The following is a 15,596-nucleotide window of genomic DNA, read 5'->3' as shown; positions in this document are numbered from 1 at the left end:
GACGATCTGGCAGAACGCCAAGGATGGCACGCCGCTGATCAGGCTGATCGAGCAGGCCGGCAGCATTCCCGGCATCAAGGTCGACGAAGGCACGCAGCCCCTGCCCTTCTGTCCCGGCGAGACCGTGACGGTCGGGCTTGACCGGCTGGCGGATCGTTTGACCAAGTACTACGCCCATGGCGCGCGCTTCGCCAAATGGCGCGCGGTGATCGACATCGCTGCGGACATTCCGTCTGCGACCGCTGTTCATGTCAATGCGCATGCGCTCGCGCGTTATGCGGCGCTCTGCCAGGCTGCGCATATCGTGCCGATCGTCGAGCCGGAAGTGCTGATGGACGGTGATCACGACATCGACCGCTGCTTCGAGGTGACGCGACACGTGCTCGACGAAGTCTTCCGCGAATTACGGCTCCAGCGCGTCGCGCTCGAAGGCATGATCCTGAAGCCGAACATGGTCGTTGCCGGCAAGAAATCTCCGAAGCAGGCCGCCGTCGATGAGGTCGCGCATAAGACCATTCGGCTGTTGAAGGAGTGCGTGCCCGCAGCCGTTCCCGGCATTGCGTTTCTGTCCGGCGGCCAGTCGGATGAAGACGCCACTGCGCATCTCGACGCAATGAACCGGATCGGGCAACTGCCGTGGAAGCTCACCTTCTCCTATGGCCGCGCGCTGCAGGCGGCGCCGCAAAAAGCCTGGTCGGGCAAGGCGGAGAACGTGCCCGCCGGCCAGCGCGCCTTCACCCATCGCGCCCATATGAACGGGCTCGCCAGCCTGGGCCAATGGACAGCCCAATTAGAACGGAAGGCGGCATAGAGTGGCCGGCAAGACGACCCCGCCGCGGCCGGCACCGCGGCTTTACCTCGCAACGCCCGTGATCACGGATCCTGCGCCGCTCGCCGCAGAGCTACCGAGCATCCTGCGCGGCGGCGATGTCGCCGCCGTGCTGGTGCGGCTCAAGGAGAGCGATCCGCGCAGCATGATCCGATGCGTCAAAGCGCTGGCGCCTGCAATCCAGGACGCTGGTGCAGCGCTGTTGGTCGAGGGGCATGCGGATATCGTGGCGCGCGCCGGCGCCGACGGCGCGCATCTCAACGGGCTCGCCGCGCTCGACGAGGCGCTGCCAGGCCTGAAGCCGGATCGCATTGCCGGCATCGGCGGGCTCGCGACGCGGCACGATTCGATGACTGCAGGCGAGCGCGGCACCGATTATGTGCTGTTCGGAGAGAAGGATGCGGCCGGCAGGCGGCCGTCCGTGGATGCGATCGTCGAGCGGCTGTCGTGGTGGGCCGAGCTGTTCGAGCCGCCCTGCGTCGGCTATGCCGCCACGCGCGAAGAAGCGACCGAATTCGTGGCCGCCGGCGCCGATTTCATCCTGGTCGATGATCTCGTCTGGAACGATCCGCGCGGTCCTGCCGCGGCGCTCGCCGATATCGACAGCGCCATCAAGCAGGCCTATATGGCGGTCCCCACGGCGGCAGCCGGACAAGAGTAACGCCATTCCGATGACGATGCTGCGCCTGACACCCGTTCTTGCGGTCCTGCTCTTGGCTCCGGCCGGCGCGCTCGCGCAGATCTCGCTGACCCCGCCCGCCGTTCAGCAGCCCCCGGCCGAGAAGCCCAAGCCGCCCGAAAAGGCCGCTGAGAAGCCCAAGCCGCCCGTGGCGAAGAAACCGGCTGCTCCACCTGCGCCCGCGGCGTCCGCGAAGCCCGCCGCGCCGCCGGCAAACCAGCCGGCAGCCAGCGTACCGCCGGCCGCGAATGATCCCAATGTCGATCTGGTCTATGGCGCCTATCAGCGCGGCCAGTACAAGACCGCCTTCGACCTCGCTACCACCAAGGCGCAGGCCGGCGATGCCAAGGCCATGACCATGCTGGGCCAGCTCTATGAAAACGCCATGGGCATCCGGCGCGATTACGACAAGGCGGCGCTCTGGTACAAGCGCGCGTCCGAGGCCGGTGACCGCGAGGCGATGTTTGCATTGGCGATGATGCGGCTCGCCGGCCGCGGCGGGCCGGTCGATAAGCAGGAGGCGGTGAAGCTGCTGGCCTCCGCCGCCAAGCTCGGCGAGCCCAAGGCAGCCTATAACCTCGCTCTGCTCTATCTCGACGGCCAGACCCTGCCCCAGGATCTCAAGCGCTCGGCGGAGCTATTGCAGATGGCTGCCGATGCCGGCAACGCCGAGGCGCAATACGCGCTCGCGACCTTCTACAAGGAAGGAACCGGGGTGCCGAAGGATCCGGAGAAGGCCGCACGGCTGCTGCAGGCGGCTGCGGTTGCCGACAATGTCGATGCCGAGGTCGAATATGCGATCACGCTCTACAATGGCACCGGGACGCCCAAGAACGAGGCGGCCGCGGTGGCGTTGCTGCGGAGAGCGGCAAGACAGAACAGCCCGATCGCGCAGAACAGGCTCGCCTGGGTCCTGTTCTACGGTGCGGGGGGCACGCCGGTCGATCGGGCCGAGGCCTATAAATGGCATCTGGTCGCCAAGACCGCCGGCAAGGGCGATACCAAGCTCGATGAAAAATTCGCCGACCTGAGCCCCGAGGAGCGCGCCAAGGGCGAAGCGGCCGCCAAGCGCTGGCTCGGGGCCCAATGATCCGCCCTTGACGTCGGCGCCTGCACAGGGCACCCCACAGCTTCCATTTCACCGTTCCCCTCGCTTTCCGGCGCAAACCTGCGCCGCGAGGGCGCCAGCAGCCGGCCGCATCGAGATCATGATCCATTCCGCTCTCATCAACGTCATGGTCAAGGCCGCGCGCCGCGCCGGCCGCAGCCTCAAGCGCGATCTCGGCGAGATCGAGCATCTGCAGGTGTCGATGAAGGGGCCGGCGAATTTCGTCTCGCGCGCCGACAAGCGCGCCGAGGAGATGCTTTATGAGGACCTCGCCAAGGCGCGGCCCGGCTATGGCTTCATCGGCGAGGAAGGCGGCGCGCGCGAAGGCAGCGACAAGTCGCACACCTGGATCGTCGATCCCCTCGACGGCACCACCAATTTCCTGCACGGCATCCCGCAATTCGCGATCTCGATCGCGCTGCAGCGCGAGGATGCGGTGATCGCGGGCGTCATCTACAATCCCGCCAATGACGAGCTCTATATCGCCGAGCGCGGCAAGGGCGCCTTCCTGAATGACCAGCGGCTGCGCGTCGCCGCCCGCCGCCAGCTCAACGAATGCGTGATCGCCTGCGGCCTGCCGCATATCGGCCGCGGTGATCATGCGCTGTTCATGCGCGAGATGACCTCGCTGCAGACCAAGGTGGCAGGGCTGCGTCGCTTCGGTGCCGCCTCGCTGGATCTCGCCTTTGTCGCGGCGGGCCGCCTCGACGGCTATTGGGAACGCGACCTCGCGGCCTGGGACATCGCCGCCGGAATGATCATGGTGCGCGAGGCCGGCGGCACAGTCTCAGGGATCGACGGCAAGGACGATGCGCTGACCACAGGCCACGTCATCTGCGGCAACGAGGTGATCCACCGCGAGCTGGTGAGGGTGCTGAAGGCCGCGGCGTAGCGAGCGGTGGCCACAACTCTGGCCTCACTCACGGTGTCGTCCCGGCCCTGAGCCGGGACCCAGAGCCACCGGCCGTCGTGGCGGGGCGAGAAACGTGCGAACAGCGCACCTCAAATAGCTTCCTGGGGTTATGGATCCCGGATCTGCGCGCGCGTGCCGCGCGCTTGTCCGGGATGACGGCGAGGATAAGGTCGGGCCCTATCGCCGGCCGCTGGTGAAGGCCGAGGGTGTCTCGCCCGGCAGTGCCTGCGAGCTGATGTCGCTGTCGAGACGGTCCGAGCCTTGCTGGGTGTAGCTGAACCCGAGCGACAGGCTCACATTCGGCGCGGGTTGAAACGCCACTCCTGCATGCGCGCGATAGCCGGCAGTCGCGCTGGATCTCGAATCGAACGCGGCAAACGGGCCGCCCGTGCCGGAATCATATTTCAGCGTGTCGAAGCCGCCAAAGAGACTGACGCCACTGTTGATCTTGTAGCCGAACTGCGTGCCGTCGACCGAGAGCGAGCCGAGCGATCCATAACGATTGACGAGCTGCGGGTTCAATCCGACGCCACCGAGCGCCGACCAGTCGGTCGAAAAACTGTAGCGCCGCGTGAAGAAGCCGCTGTCGCGGCCACTGCCGTCGAAGCTCGGAAAGTTTCCGTAGCTGTCGAGGCCCTGACCACCGCTCCCGACATCGACGGGCCAGCCTGCGACCCAATACTGAATTGGAGCTGTTTGAGCATGAGCCACAGGGCCGCCCAGCGAGAGCGCGGTCAAAACCAGCGCGAGACTCAATCTGCCTGCGAAGTTCGACATTTCATTACCGTCACATGATGCCGGATCATACGCTTGGACCGGCGAGAATGCCAGTGGCGGCATCGTGACCGCGTCGTGGCAGACCCGTACGTCGGCGTCGTTCGCTATCGTCGTCATCATCCGCGAAAGCAGATGATGCAGTACGCCGAGACGCCGATTGTCAACGTCCGGAGTTTACTGGATGCGCGCCGGAGCCTGTCATCGAGCTCGCCGAAGGCGAGACCCGGTGGCGGTCATGACGGACATCACGGTTTAACCGGCGTCGGCGGCCCATAGACCTCGCCCTGCCGTTCCGGCGCGGTTGTCTCCCGGTCTCCCGCCAGCACGCGCTGCACCGAGACGAAGAACACCGGCACCATCAAGAGCGCCAGGATCACCACCGCGATCATGCCGCCCATCACGCTGGTGCCGAGCGCCTGCTGGCTGGCGCTGCCCGCACCTGATGCGATCGACATCGGCAGCACACCGCAGACGAAGGCAAGCCCCGTCATCACGATCGGGCGGAAGCGCAAGGAGCAGGCCTCGATCGTCGCCGCGACCAGCGGCTTGCCGTGGCTGCGCAGGTCCTTGGCGAACTCGATGATCAGGATCGCATCCTTGGCGGCAAGGCCGATGATCGTGATCAGGCCGACCGTGAAATAGACGTCGTTCGGCAACCCGCGCAGGCTTGCGGCGACCACAGCGCCGAGAATGCCGAGCGGCACTGTCAGCAGCACCGCGAGCGGAATGGTCCAGCTCTCATACAGTGCGGCGAGACACAGGAACACGACGAAGGCCGACAGCGCCAGCAGGAACGGCGCCTGCGAACCCGATAGTTTCTCCTGCAGCGACTGCCCAGTCCATTCATAGCCGAAGCCGCGCGGCAATTTGTCGGCCAGGCGCTCCATCTCGGCAATCGCGTCGCCGGAGGTATAGCCCGGCTTGGCTTCGCCGGAGATGCGGATGGCCGGATAATAGTTGAAGCCGGCGATCTGCATCGGCCCTTTCGCCCATTCCACGGACGCAAAGGACGAGAACGGCACCAGCTGTCCGCTCGCATTCTTGACGCTGTAGTTCAGGATATCGTCGGCATTCATGCGGCTCAGGCGATCCGCCTGCACCACGACGCGCTGCATGCGCCCGCGGTTCGGGAAGTCGTTGACGTAATTGGAGCCGAGATTGGTTGAGATCGTGTTGTTGATGTCTTCGAAGGTCACGCCGAAAGCGCCCGCCTTTTCGCGGTCGATCATCAGGTTCACCTGCGGCCCCGGTGGCAGGCCCTCGATATAGACTTTCTGCAGCACCGGGCTGGCATTGGCCTCCGCGAGCAGCCGGTCGGCGGCCGCCGTCAGCGCCGCATAGCCTTTCTGGCCACGGTCCTGCAGGCGGAAGCTGAAGCCGGAGGAATTGCCGAGGTTGTCGATCGGCGGCGGCTGCAGCGCGGTGATCTTGGCGTCGCGGATCGAGGCGAGATCGCGGTTGATATCGGCGACGATCGCTGCCGCGCTGTCCTTCGCACCGCGCTCCGACCAGTCCTTGAGCGAGATGAAGGCCTGCGCCGTATTGATGCCCTGCCCCGCATAGCTGAAGCCGGTGAGGAAGGTCACGTTCTCGACGCCGGCCCGCTCCGCGAGATGTTTTTCGACCCGCTCGATCGCCCCTAGCGTCCGCGCGTAGGAAGAATCCGAAGGCGTCTGCACGTCGGTGGTGATGAAGCCCTGGTCGTCGACCGGCAGGAAGCCGCCGGGCATCCGCATGAACGCCAAGGTCAAGCCGCCGAGCAGGATCGCATAGATCAGCATCAAGCGGCCGGTGCGCGTCAACGCGCCACGCACCACGCCGGTGTAGCGGTTGCGGCTGCCGTCCATGAAGCGATTGAACCAGCCGAACAGGCCTTTCCTGGCGTGCTCGTGACCGGCAGCCACTGGCTTCAACAAGGTTGCGCACAGCGCAGGCGTCAGCGATAGCGCCAGCAAGGCCGAGAAGCCGATCGCGGCCACCATGGTGACCGAGAACTGGCGGTAGATGATGCCGACCGAGCCCGGGAAGAACGCCATCGGCACGAACACAGCCATCAGCACCAACGTGATACCGATGATGGCGCTTGTGATCTGCGACATCGCCTTGCGCGTCGCCTCCTTCGGCGGCAGGCCTTCTTCCGCCATGATGCGCTCGACGTTCTCGACCACGACGATGGCGTCGTCGACCAGGATACCCACCGCCAGCACCATGCCGAACATGGTCAGCATGTTGATCGAATAGCCCGTCAGCATCAGCGTGGCGCAGGCGCCCAACAGCGCCACCGGCACTACGATGGTCGGGATGATAGTGTACCGGATGTTCTGCAGGAACAGGAACATCACGATGAACACGAGCACGACCGCTTCGATCAGCGTATGGATCACCTTCTCGATCGAGGCTTCCACCACCGGGGTGATGTTGTAGGGGATCTCATAGCTGAGATTGGCCGGAAAGAACCGCGACAGCTCTTTCATCTTGGCCTCGACCGCCGCTGCCGTCGCCAGCGCGTTGCCGGTCGGCGACATCAGCACCGAGAGACCTGCGGTCGGCTTGCCGTTGAGGCGGGTGTTGAACTGATAGCTCAAGCCGCCGATCTCGAGGCGGGCGACGTCGCGCAGCCGCACCGTCGAACCGTCGGGGTTGGCGCGCAGGATGATCGACCCGAACTCGTCGGGCGAATCGAGCTGGCCCTTGACCAGTACCAGCGCCGAGGTGCGCTGTCCTGATGCGGCCGGCTCGGCACCGATCGAACCCGAGGCGACCTGTGCGTTCTGCGCACCGATCGCTTTGGTCACGTCATCGGCGGTGAGGCCATAGCCGATCAGCTTGGCCGGATCGAGCCAGACCCGCAGCGAGCGCTCGGTCGAATACAGCGTGGCGCGGCCGACGCCGGGAATGCGTCTGATCTCGCCGAGCACGTTGCGGATCATGAAGTCGCCGAGCCCGACCTCGTCGAGGCTGCCGTCGGTCGAGCGCAAGGTGATGATCTGCAGTACCGCGCTGGAGGCTTCCTCGACCAGGATGCCCTGCTGGATCACCGCGCGCGGCAGCCGCGCCTCGACGCGCTTCAGACGGTTCTGCACCTCCACCGAGGCATCGTTGGTCGATGTGCCCGGCACGAAATTCGCGGTGATCTCGACCTGCCCGAGCGAGTCGCTGGTCGATTCAAAATTGAGAATGCCGGAGGCGCCGTTGAGCTCCTCCTCGATCAGCCGCGTGACGCTGTTGTAGAGGTTTTCGGGCGAAGCGCCGGGATAGCTGGTCGAGATCGAGATCGAAGGCGGCGCGATGATCGGATATTGCGCGATCGGAAGCAGCGGGATCGAGATCGCGCCGACCAGACAGATGAACAGCGCGACGACCCAGGCGAAGATCGGCCTGTCGATGAAGAAGCTCGGCATGATTGCTTACCGCGTCGCCGACTGCGCCGAGACGTTTTCGGCGGAAGAGACCTCGGTCCAGGCTTGTGGCGCGACCTTGTCGCCGGCAGCGAATTTCTGGAAACCTTCGACGACGACCTTGTCGCCGGCCTTCAGGCCTTCGGTGACCAGCAGCAGGCCGTCCTGGATCGGACCGGTGCGGATTGGCTGCGCTATGACGCGGTTGTCGTCCCTGACAACGAACACCTCGCTGCCGCCGCCGACATTTCGCTGCACCGCCTGCTGCGGCACGCCGACGGAGTCGCTGTCGATGCCCTGCTCGATGCGAACCCGAACATACATACCCGGCAGCAGCTCGCGCTTCGGATTCTTGAACTCGCCGCGCAACGTGACCTGGCCGGTCGCAGCATCGACCTTGGCCTCCGAGAACAGGAGCTTGCCCGCCACCGGATAGGCGGTGCCGTCATCCATCAGCAGGCGCACCTTGATAGCATCGGGCGCGATCCGCTCGAGATCGCCGGATTCGAACGCGCGGCGAAGACGATGGAGCTCGCTGACCGACTGGGTGAAGTCGGCATAGATCGGATCGAGCTGCTGAATGGTCGCAAGCGTGGTTTCGTTCTGCACGGCCAGCGCGCCTTCGCTGACCTGCGCAGCGCCCACGATGCCATCGATCGGTGCGCGCACCGTCGCATAGTCGAGATTGAGATGCGCGCGCGAAAGCTCCGCCTTGCGGGCCTCGACGTCGGCCGCGGCCTCGCGTTCGGTGGCAACCGCCTTCTCGTTCTCGACCTCGGGAGTCGCCTTCTGGCTGAACAACAGGCTGATCCGGCGCGCCTGCTGCACGGCACGCTCGTGCACGGCTTCGGCCTTGGCGAGCGCGGCCTTCGCAGAGAGCACCTCGACCTCGAACGGCCTGGGATCGATCCGATACAGCGGGTCGCCCGCCTTCACTTCGCTGCCCTGACGGAACAGGCGTTCGACCACGATGCCGGACACCCGTGGCCGCAGGTCCGAAACCCGCGTCGGCGCAATCCGGCCCGGCAGTTCGCGCACGATGGCTCGGGCCTGCTGCTCGACGGTGATGATCCCGACTTCGGGAATATCAACCTGCTCGTTAGATGAAGCCTGAGCCGTGATGGCGTCATCGCAGCCGCCAAGAAGTGGCGCGACGGCCGCGAGCAGCAATGCACTGCAAACCAATGACGCGCGAAGACGAGACATGGAAGAATGAGCCCCTGATGGTTGAAATGACCGCGGATTACGCGACGCCCCGCATGACGCCGTTCTGGCGTGGGTGCCGCCAACATAGAAATGTGCTGCTGCAGCGCAACGCACTTTGCGGCGGCTTGATGTCACACGATGCTATGCGACTGATTAGTTTCTATTATTTCTGATTCACCGGATTGTGAGGCGCAGGGAACCAAGCCGAAACCAAGAAGCTCCACAACAGACCCGCGAATCCCAGTCGGGCTGCCTGCGACGAAATCTCGCAAGCCACGCTGCACACACGGCCCCAGCCGGTGAGCAGAGGACTCAGGCCACGCTCATATCGCGCTCTGCTTACGGGGCGGCAGCGGAAAGAACGCGCTGGTGCGGTCCTGATAGGCCCGATAGCGCGCGCCGCGCGAGCGCAGCATCTGCTCCTCCAACGGCGGGATGCCGGTCACATGCACCAGGATCCAGTACATGAAGAGTGGCGCCAGTATGCTGGCCAAGCCCCAGGGGTAATCGGGCGCCAGCGCGATCACGGGGTAGGAGAGCCAGCACACCCATTCGAAAAAGTAGTTGGGATGACGCGACCAGCGCCAGAGTCCGACGTCGCAGACCTTTCCGTGGTTGTCTGGATTGGAGCGAAAGGCCTTCAACTGGGCATCCGCCAGCGCTTCTCCCGCAATGCCGATCAACAAGATCAGCGCGCCCAGCCCATCCTGCAGGCGCAGGCCGGCAGCGGGGACATGGGCCGCGACAAAGATTGCGAAGGCGAGCGGAAGCGAGCCCCAGGCCTGCTGCTGCAGAAACAGAAACATGCGACGGGGAGCGTCCTTCCCCCACTGCCTGGCGAATTCGGCATAGCGCGGATCATCGCTGATCTTGGTCGTGCGCCGCGCAACATGCGTGCCCAGCCGAACCGACCAGATCGCAACCAACACGGCGACCAGCCACTGGCGGCCGTTCGGCGCTTCGCCCGTGACCGGCCATAGCGCGCCGGCCGCGCCGACCAGCCCGACCGAGAATGTCCAGATGGTATCGACCCAGCCGGAATTTCCGGTGCGCTGCTGCACGACCCAGGCCAGAGCCATGAGGGCAGAGAGCGGCAGCCCGATCAGCAGCAGGGCTTCCAGGTATCCAAGGATCGTCATGACAAACCCCGGGCAATCCCGCTAAATATGACCTGGGATAATTACGGGCCGGTCGCTGACCGGTTTCAGGACACAGTTCCATGCAGAGTCCGGGAATTGCGGCAATCGCCGCTTTTTTCCAGTCCCTGCTATGCCATAGTGCGCCTCAAGACCGGTTTTCCGTAACGGATGTCATCGACAATGCCTCAAGGCTCCTCTACCCGTTCCGCGATGGACGTCGAACTGACCAAATTGTCGTCGCCCCGGATCTTTCTGGTGCGCATGCTGGTCTTCCTGGTGCTCTGCGGCCTGGTCGGCGTCGTGCTCTACAAGCAGATCGTCCAGGCCTTCTTCGCCAATCCCGGCCTGAACGCGCTGATCGGCGCGGTGCTTTTCATTGGGACCATCCTGTCATTCCGCCAGGTCATCCGGCTCTACCCGGAGGTGTCCTGGGTCAACAATTTCCGCATCGCCGACCCGGGGCTCGCGATGGCCCGCCATCCGACCCTGCTGGCGCCGATGGCGGCGATCCTCGGCCGCGAGCGCACCGGACGGATGACAATCTCGCAACAGACGATGCGGCATCTGCTGGACTCGATTGCCACCCGGCTCGACGAGGCCCGCGACATCTCCCGCTATATGACCGGCCTCCTGGTCTTCCTCGGCCTGCTCGGCACGTTTTGGGGTCTGATCGAGACCGTCGGCTCGGTGGGCAAGGTAATCGACGGATTGAAGGTCGGCGGCGACGCCGGCGCGCTGTTCGACACGTTGAAGGGCGGCCTCGCCGCGCCGCTGGGCGGCATGGGAATTTCGTTTTCGTCCTCGCTGTTCGGTCTCGCCGGCTCCCTGATCCTGGGCTTCCTCGATCTGCAATCGAGCCAGGCCCAGAACCGCTTCTACACCGACCTCGAGGACTGGCTCGCCGGCACGGTTCGCGAATATGGCGCCGGCGACTCGGCGGGCGGCGACCTGTCGGTCGCGATCGAGCGGCTACGCTCGGCGATGGAGGAAGGCTCCAATCGCGGCGCCACTGCCGCGATGGCGAACCTCGCCGAGGCGATCCAGGGTCTGGTGGCCCATATGCGCACCGAGCAGCAGATGATCCGCGAATGGGCCGATGGCCAGGGCGAACAGAACCGTGAGATCAAGCGGCTGCTCGAGCGGCTGGCCCGGCAAACGGAGAAGAGTTGAGCGGCTGGATGGCTGATCGATGAGATCAGCTTGAGTGTCGGAGGTCTCGATTGCCGGTGCCTGTCATGCTGAATGCTCTCGCCACTGCGACGGTGTACCCTCTCCCCTTGGAGAGGGTGGCGGGCATGAGCGCAGCGAAATGCACGCCGGGTGAGGGGTTCTTTCCGTGGAGAGAGACCCCTCACCCGGCATGCGCGCGCTTCGCGCGACCATGCCACCCCTCCTACAAGGGGAGAGGGTGCACCGAGTTCGCGGATACGCTGTGAATGCCATCGACCCACAGGCCTATCGTTGTTGAGGAGACACTGAATGGCCCTCGCCCGTACCCGCCGCGACTCCGGCATGAACTATTGGCCGGGCTTCGTCGATGCGCTGTCGACGCTGGTGCTGTCGGTCATCTTCCTGCTCACCGTGTTCCTGGTCGTGCAGTTCTTCCTGTCGCAGGAGGTGACGGGCAAGGACGAGGCGCTGCAGCAGCTCAATGCGAAGATCGCCCAGCTCAACGAGATGCTGTCGCTGGAAAAGCTCGGCAAGCTTTCGCTCGACGAGCAGATCGCCCAGCTGCGCGCCGGCCTGTCCTCGGCCGAGGCCGAGCGCGATCGCGTCAAAGGTCTCTATGAAGGCCTCGCCAATGCCGGCAGCGATGCGACCGGCCGCGCCAACGAGCTCAACAAGGCGTTGGATTCGGAGAAGCAGACGACCGCGCGGGCGCTCGCCCAGATCGAGGTTCTGAACCAGCAGATCAGCGCGCTGCGCCGCCAGCTTGCCGCGCTGGAAGACGCGCTCGATGCATCCGAGAAGCGCGACAAGGAATCGCAGAACCGGATCGCCGATCTGGGCCAGCGCCTCAATGTCGCGCTGGCGCAGCGGGTGCAGGAATTGTCGCGCTATCGCTCCGAGTTTTTCGGGCGGCTGCGCGCGATTCTCGGCAACCGGCCCGATATCCGCGTCGTCGGCGACCGTTTCGTCTTTCAGTCCGAGGTCTTCTTCGACACCGGACAGGCAACGCTGTTGCCCGAAGGCCAGCAGGAGCTGAACACCGTCGCGACGGCGCTCATCGACCTCGACAAGCAGATCCCGAGCGAGATCGCCTGGGTGCTGCGGGTCGATGGGCACACCGACATCCGCCCGCTCAACAACAGCCCGCTGTTCAAATCGAACTGGGAATTGTCCTCGGCGCGCGCGATCTCGGTGGTGCAATATCTGATCTCGCTCGGCGTTCCGCCGCAGCGCCTGGTCGCAGCCGGCTTCGCTGAATTCCAGCCGCTCGATCCCGGCAATAACGAGGACGCCTTTCGCCGCAACCGACGCATCGAGCTGAAGCTGACGGAGCGGTGACGACCGCATTCACTCTCCGTCCCTACCGCGTCGCGGACGAAGACGCCACGATCACGCTATGGCAGCGCACATGGCAGCAGGCCTATCCGTCGATCGACTTTGCGAAGCGCGTGGACTGGTGGCGGGCGCGCTGGCGCAACGAACTGGTGCCGAATGCGGCCGTGATCGTTGCCGAGCAGGACGGTCAGATCGTAGGCTTCGTGACCATCGACGGTTCGGGTTATCTCGACCAGCTCGTGGTCGTACCCGAGCGCTGGGGCTCACCGCTCGCCACGGCGCTGGTCGATGCCGCCAAGCAGCGCGCGCCGTCCGGCGTTACGCTGCTGGTCAACAAGGACAATGCACGCGCGATCCGCTTCTATTTGCGGAGCGGCTTCGTCGAGGCCGGCGAGGACGTCAATCCGACCTCGGGCCGGCCCGTGCAGCGCATGGCTTGGAGACCTTGAGATGCGACGAGGCGATGAAATACGACAAGACGATAAGAGTCGCAGTGCCGCAACATCCACGGCTGTCGTCCCGGCGAACGCCGGGACCCATACTCCGCGGCAGACGTTGCTGCAAAGGAAGATGCCTCAGGCATCGCGCGTCAAACGCCGGCCGTTGGTCATGAGCCCCTGCGTTCGCAGGGGCGACAGCGAGTATGTTGAAGCGTCAAACTACAGCGAAGCGCAACTACACGCCGCGGAACAGGACGCCGATCGTCAGCACGACAAAAGCAATCGCGAGCGCGTCGAATGCGTGGGCGGTCGAGAGCAGCGGCACAGAGGCATGGGTGTAATGCGCGAGCATGGCGACCAGCGCGAGCAGCAATGCGATGACGAAAATCACCATCGATGGGGGCGTGAGGGCAAAACTACCGCGACGATAGGGCATGTTCGTTGTCCTGTCTGAGGGGGCATCCCGACTGACGCGACGCCAGCTGTTTCGCGGCAGGGAACGAACGAGCCCGGGAAAAAGTTGCAGGTCCGAGAGCCTAAATTGAGGGCGCGATCACGCACCCTCAAACTGCAGGCGCGCGAGCCGCGCATAGAGCCCGTTGGCGGCGACCAGCGAGGCATGGGTGCCCTGCTCGACGATGCGGCCCTGCTCCATCACCAGGATACGATCGCATGACAGCACCGTGGCGAGACGATGCGCAATGACGAGCGTCGTGCGGTGGCGCATCAGTTCCTCCAACGCGGTCTGGACCAGCGTCTCGCTCTCGGCGTCCAGCGCGGAGGTGGCCTCGTCCAGCAGCAACAGCGGTGCGTCGCGCAGGATCGCCCGCGCGATCGCGATGCGCTGACGCTGGCCGCCCGACAAGGTCACGCCGCGCTCGCCCAGCGGCGCATCGAACCCCTCCGGCAAACGGCGGATGAATTCGCTGGCATGGGCGAGTTCAGCCGCGCGTTCGACCTCGGCATCGCTGGCCTCGGGCCGGCCAAAGCGGATGTTTTCGCGCGCGCTCGCGGCGAACACGACGGGCTCCTGCGGCACCAGCGCCATGCGTTCGCGTATCTTGCGTGGATCCGCGTCGCGAATCGGCACGCCGTCGACGGAAATCGCACCCGACACCGGGTCGTAGAAGCGCAGCAGCAAATGAAACAGCGTGCTTTTGCCGGCGCCCGACGGTCCGACGATCGCGACCTTCTCGCCGCCCCTGATCGTGAACGAGACATCATCGATCGCGCGAACATCGGGACGCATCGGATAGGCGAAGCTGACGTGGTCGAAGCTCAGATCACCGCGCGCGGGCTCGGGCAGCGCGCGCGGGTTGGCGGGCGGCATGATCTCCGGCTTCACATGCAGCAGTTCGAACAGACGTTCGGCGGCGCCGGAAGCCGCGGACACCTCGCCCCAGACCTCGCTGAGCTGGCCGAGCCCTGCAGCCGCAAATGCGGCATAGAGCACGAACTGACCCAGACGTCCGGCGCTGATATGGCCTTCGAGCACGTCATGCGATCCGATCCAGAGAATCGCGACCACGCTGGAGAACACGATGAAGATGATGATCGCGGTCAAGACCGCCCGCGCCTTTGTCGACACTCGCGCCGCCTGATAGGCCTGTTCGGCCTCGCGGCCGAAACGATCGCCGGCCAGCCGCTCGCTGGTATAGGCCTGGACCGTCCTGATCGCGCCGACGAGTTCTGATGCATAAGCAGATGCGTCCGCCAACGTGTCCTGCGCGTTGCGCGACAGCCGCCGGACCCAGCGGCCGAATGCGACCAACGGCAGCACGATCAGCGGAATGGCGAGCAGCACGAACCCGGACAATTTCGGGCTGGTGAACACCATCATCGCAGTGGCACCGGCAAACATCAGGAGATTGCGCAATGCGATCGAGACCGATGCGCCCGCGGCCGATTTGATCTGGGTAGTGTCGGCGGTCAGCCGCGAGATCAGTTCACCGCTCCGCGCGGAATCGAAGAACGACGGCGACAGCGACATCAGATGCGCGAACACGTCGCGCCTGAGGTCGGCGACGATGCGCTCGCCGATGGTCATCACGAGGTAGTAGCGCGACGCACTCGCCAGCGCGAGCACAGCCACGACCGCGATCATCACGCTGAAATAGCTGTTGATCAGCGCGATGCCTTTCGGGGTGAACCCGAAATCGATCATCCGGCGCACGGCGACCGGCACCAGCAGGGTCGTCAACGCCGCAACCGTGAGCGCGATCAGCGCCAGGATGGCGCGCCCCCGATAGCGGGCAATATAGGGCGACAATGCAAGCAACGGGCGCAGCCGGGAGCGACGTTCCGGCACCGCATCCTCGGCCAGCGCCTCGACCGCCGCGACGGCATCCCCCACCGGGTCCGGCCGGGTCTCGTCCTGCCTGTCCTCAAGCCGTTCGACTGCGCTCATGAGCCACCTGGAATGCTTCAAAACGTTGCCCGCCCTGATAGGCCTGCGCGGCGGGGCTTGGCAAATCCGGAAAGATACCAAGGTGGGAGGAGTGCGGCGGAATTGGAGGCAGGCCGGCAGCATGCACCCCTGAGGGCCCGGAATCAGAGCATCGGCTTGTTTTGAGCAGGACCTTCGGCTATAGAGCGGACAATT

The 15,596-nt window shown here is 65.0% G+C and carries 14 protein-coding genes; 8 read left to right on the top strand and 6 right to left on the bottom strand.

All coding sequences use genetic code 11. The annotated features are described in order from the left end of the window. The 4 genes from BRAS3843_RS15245 to BRAS3843_RS15230 form a co-directional block, all read left to right on the top strand. On the top strand, positions 1-811 hold an 811-nt coding region (locus tag BRAS3843_RS15245; protein WP_035981789.1), incomplete at its 5' end, for a class I fructose-bisphosphate aldolase. 1 nt (position 812) lies between these two features. Then, positions 813-1,490: a thiamine phosphate synthase gene (locus tag BRAS3843_RS15240; protein WP_008969839.1), complete on the top strand. Its 678-nt coding sequence runs from the start codon at positions 813-815 to the stop codon at positions 1,488-1,490. A gap of 10 nt (positions 1,491-1,500) precedes the next feature. Beyond that, the gene (locus BRAS3843_RS15235; RefSeq protein ID WP_008969838.1) at positions 1,501-2,598 is read left to right on the top strand and encodes a tetratricopeptide repeat protein; all 1,098 of its coding nucleotides are present in this window, start codon (positions 1,501-1,503) and stop codon (positions 2,596-2,598) included. Positions 2,599-2,716: 118 nt separating this feature from the next. Continuing rightward, positions 2,717-3,508 carry an inositol monophosphatase family protein gene (locus tag BRAS3843_RS15230; RefSeq protein WP_008969837.1) on the top strand — a complete coding sequence of 264 codons (792 nt, stop codon included), beginning with the start codon at positions 2,717-2,719 and terminating at the stop codon, positions 3,506-3,508. A 198-nt stretch (positions 3,509-3,706) separates the two neighbouring features. On the opposite strand, the gene BRAS3843_RS15225 is transcribed toward BRAS3843_RS15230, so the two are convergent. From BRAS3843_RS15225 to BRAS3843_RS15215, 3 genes are all read right to left on the bottom strand, one after another. After that, the gene (locus tag BRAS3843_RS15225) at positions 3,707-4,306 is read right to left on the bottom strand and encodes a hypothetical protein (RefSeq protein WP_035981790.1); all 600 of its coding nucleotides are present in this window, start codon (positions 4,304-4,306) and stop codon (positions 3,707-3,709) included. Between the two features lie 245 nt (positions 4,307-4,551). Beyond that, entirely contained in the window at positions 4,552-7,707 is a 3,156-nt protein-coding gene (locus tag BRAS3843_RS15220) for a multidrug efflux RND transporter permease subunit (RefSeq protein ID WP_008969835.1), read from the bottom strand. A 6-nt stretch (positions 7,708-7,713) separates the two neighbouring features. Then, the gene (locus BRAS3843_RS15215; protein WP_085966960.1) at positions 7,714-8,910 is read right to left on the bottom strand and encodes an efflux RND transporter periplasmic adaptor subunit; all 1,197 of its coding nucleotides are present in this window, start codon (positions 8,908-8,910) and stop codon (positions 7,714-7,716) included. A gap of 17 nt (positions 8,911-8,927) precedes the next feature. On the opposite strand from BRAS3843_RS15215, the gene BRAS3843_RS41520 reads away from it, so the two are divergent. Continuing rightward, positions 8,928-9,083, top strand: coding sequence for a hypothetical protein (locus BRAS3843_RS41520; protein WP_175361126.1), 156 nt, complete (start codon positions 8,928-8,930; stop codon positions 9,081-9,083). Between the two features lie 150 nt (positions 9,084-9,233). Here the strand turns inward: BRAS3843_RS41520 and BRAS3843_RS15205 are convergent, their stop codons facing one another. Continuing rightward, positions 9,234-10,049: a DUF1295 domain-containing protein gene (locus BRAS3843_RS15205; RefSeq protein WP_008969832.1), complete on the bottom strand. Its 816-nt coding sequence runs from the start codon at positions 10,047-10,049 to the stop codon at positions 9,234-9,236. 180 nt (positions 10,050-10,229) lie between these two features. Between BRAS3843_RS15205 and BRAS3843_RS15200 the strand changes: the two genes are divergently transcribed. The 3 genes from BRAS3843_RS15200 to BRAS3843_RS15190 all read left to right on the top strand — a co-directional run bounded on the left by BRAS3843_RS15200 (position 10,230) and on the right by BRAS3843_RS15190 (position 13,003). Beyond that, on the top strand, positions 10,230-11,219 hold the full coding sequence (locus tag BRAS3843_RS15200; protein ID WP_008969831.1) for a hypothetical protein: 990 nt from the start codon (positions 10,230-10,232) through the stop codon (positions 11,217-11,219). Positions 11,220-11,528: 309 nt separating this feature from the next. After that, positions 11,529-12,557 carry a peptidoglycan -binding protein gene (locus BRAS3843_RS15195; protein WP_008969830.1) on the top strand — a complete coding sequence of 343 codons (1,029 nt, stop codon included), beginning with the start codon at positions 11,529-11,531 and terminating at the stop codon, positions 12,555-12,557. Continuing rightward, positions 12,554-13,003 (top strand): GNAT family N-acetyltransferase, encoded by a 450-nt coding sequence (locus tag BRAS3843_RS15190; RefSeq protein WP_008969829.1) that lies wholly within the window; start codon positions 12,554-12,556, stop codon positions 13,001-13,003. The genes BRAS3843_RS15195 and BRAS3843_RS15190 overlap by 4 nt, the downstream gene beginning before the upstream one ends. A gap of 226 nt (positions 13,004-13,229) precedes the next feature. Here BRAS3843_RS15190 and BRAS3843_RS15185 read toward each other — a convergent pair whose 3' ends face one another. Further along, a complete protein-coding gene (locus tag BRAS3843_RS15185) occupies positions 13,230-13,430 on the bottom strand; it encodes a hypothetical protein (RefSeq protein WP_008969828.1) in 201 nt (66 codons plus the stop codon). Between the two features lie 117 nt (positions 13,431-13,547). After that, positions 13,548-15,401: an ABC transporter ATP-binding protein/permease gene (locus BRAS3843_RS15180; RefSeq protein ID WP_008969827.1), complete on the bottom strand. Its 1,854-nt coding sequence runs from the start codon at positions 15,399-15,401 to the stop codon at positions 13,548-13,550. Positions 15,402-15,596 lie beyond the last annotated feature (195 nt).

The organism is Bradyrhizobium sp. STM 3843, assembly GCF_000239815.1.
In the GTDB taxonomy this organism is placed as follows: Bacteria; Pseudomonadota; Alphaproteobacteria; order Rhizobiales; family Xanthobacteraceae; genus Bradyrhizobium.
This window is presented reverse-complemented; position numbering and strand designations above follow the sequence as displayed.

Coding starts and splice junctions, on each gene's coding strand:
- BRAS3843_RS15205 (WP_008969832.1), bottom strand. CDS start 10,049: ATGACGATCCTTGGATACCTGGAAGCCCTGCTGCTGATCGGGCTGCCG.
- BRAS3843_RS15185 (WP_008969828.1), bottom strand. CDS start 13,430: ATGCCCTATCGTCGCGGTAGTTTTGCCCTCACGCCCCCATCGATGGTG.
- BRAS3843_RS15195 (WP_008969830.1), top strand. CDS start 11,529: ATGGCCCTCGCCCGTACCCGCCGCGACTCCGGCATGAACTATTGGCCG.
- BRAS3843_RS15235 (WP_008969838.1), top strand. CDS start 1,501: ATGACGATGCTGCGCCTGACACCCGTTCTTGCGGTCCTGCTCTTGGCT.
- BRAS3843_RS15230 (WP_008969837.1), top strand. CDS start 2,717: ATGATCCATTCCGCTCTCATCAACGTCATGGTCAAGGCCGCGCGCCGC.
- BRAS3843_RS15200 (WP_008969831.1), top strand. CDS start 10,230: ATGCCTCAAGGCTCCTCTACCCGTTCCGCGATGGACGTCGAACTGACC.
- BRAS3843_RS15180 (WP_008969827.1), bottom strand. CDS start 15,401: ATGAGCGCAGTCGAACGGCTTGAGGACAGGCAGGACGAGACCCGGCCG.
- BRAS3843_RS41520 (WP_175361126.1), top strand. CDS start 8,928: ATGGTTGAAATGACCGCGGATTACGCGACGCCCCGCATGACGCCGTTC.
- BRAS3843_RS15220 (WP_008969835.1), bottom strand. CDS start 7,707: ATGCCGAGCTTCTTCATCGACAGGCCGATCTTCGCCTGGGTCGTCGCG.
- BRAS3843_RS15215 (WP_085966960.1), bottom strand. CDS start 8,910: ATGTCTCGTCTTCGCGCGTCATTGGTTTGCAGTGCATTGCTGCTCGCG.
- BRAS3843_RS15225 (WP_035981790.1), bottom strand. CDS start 4,306: ATGTCGAACTTCGCAGGCAGATTGAGTCTCGCGCTGGTTTTGACCGCG.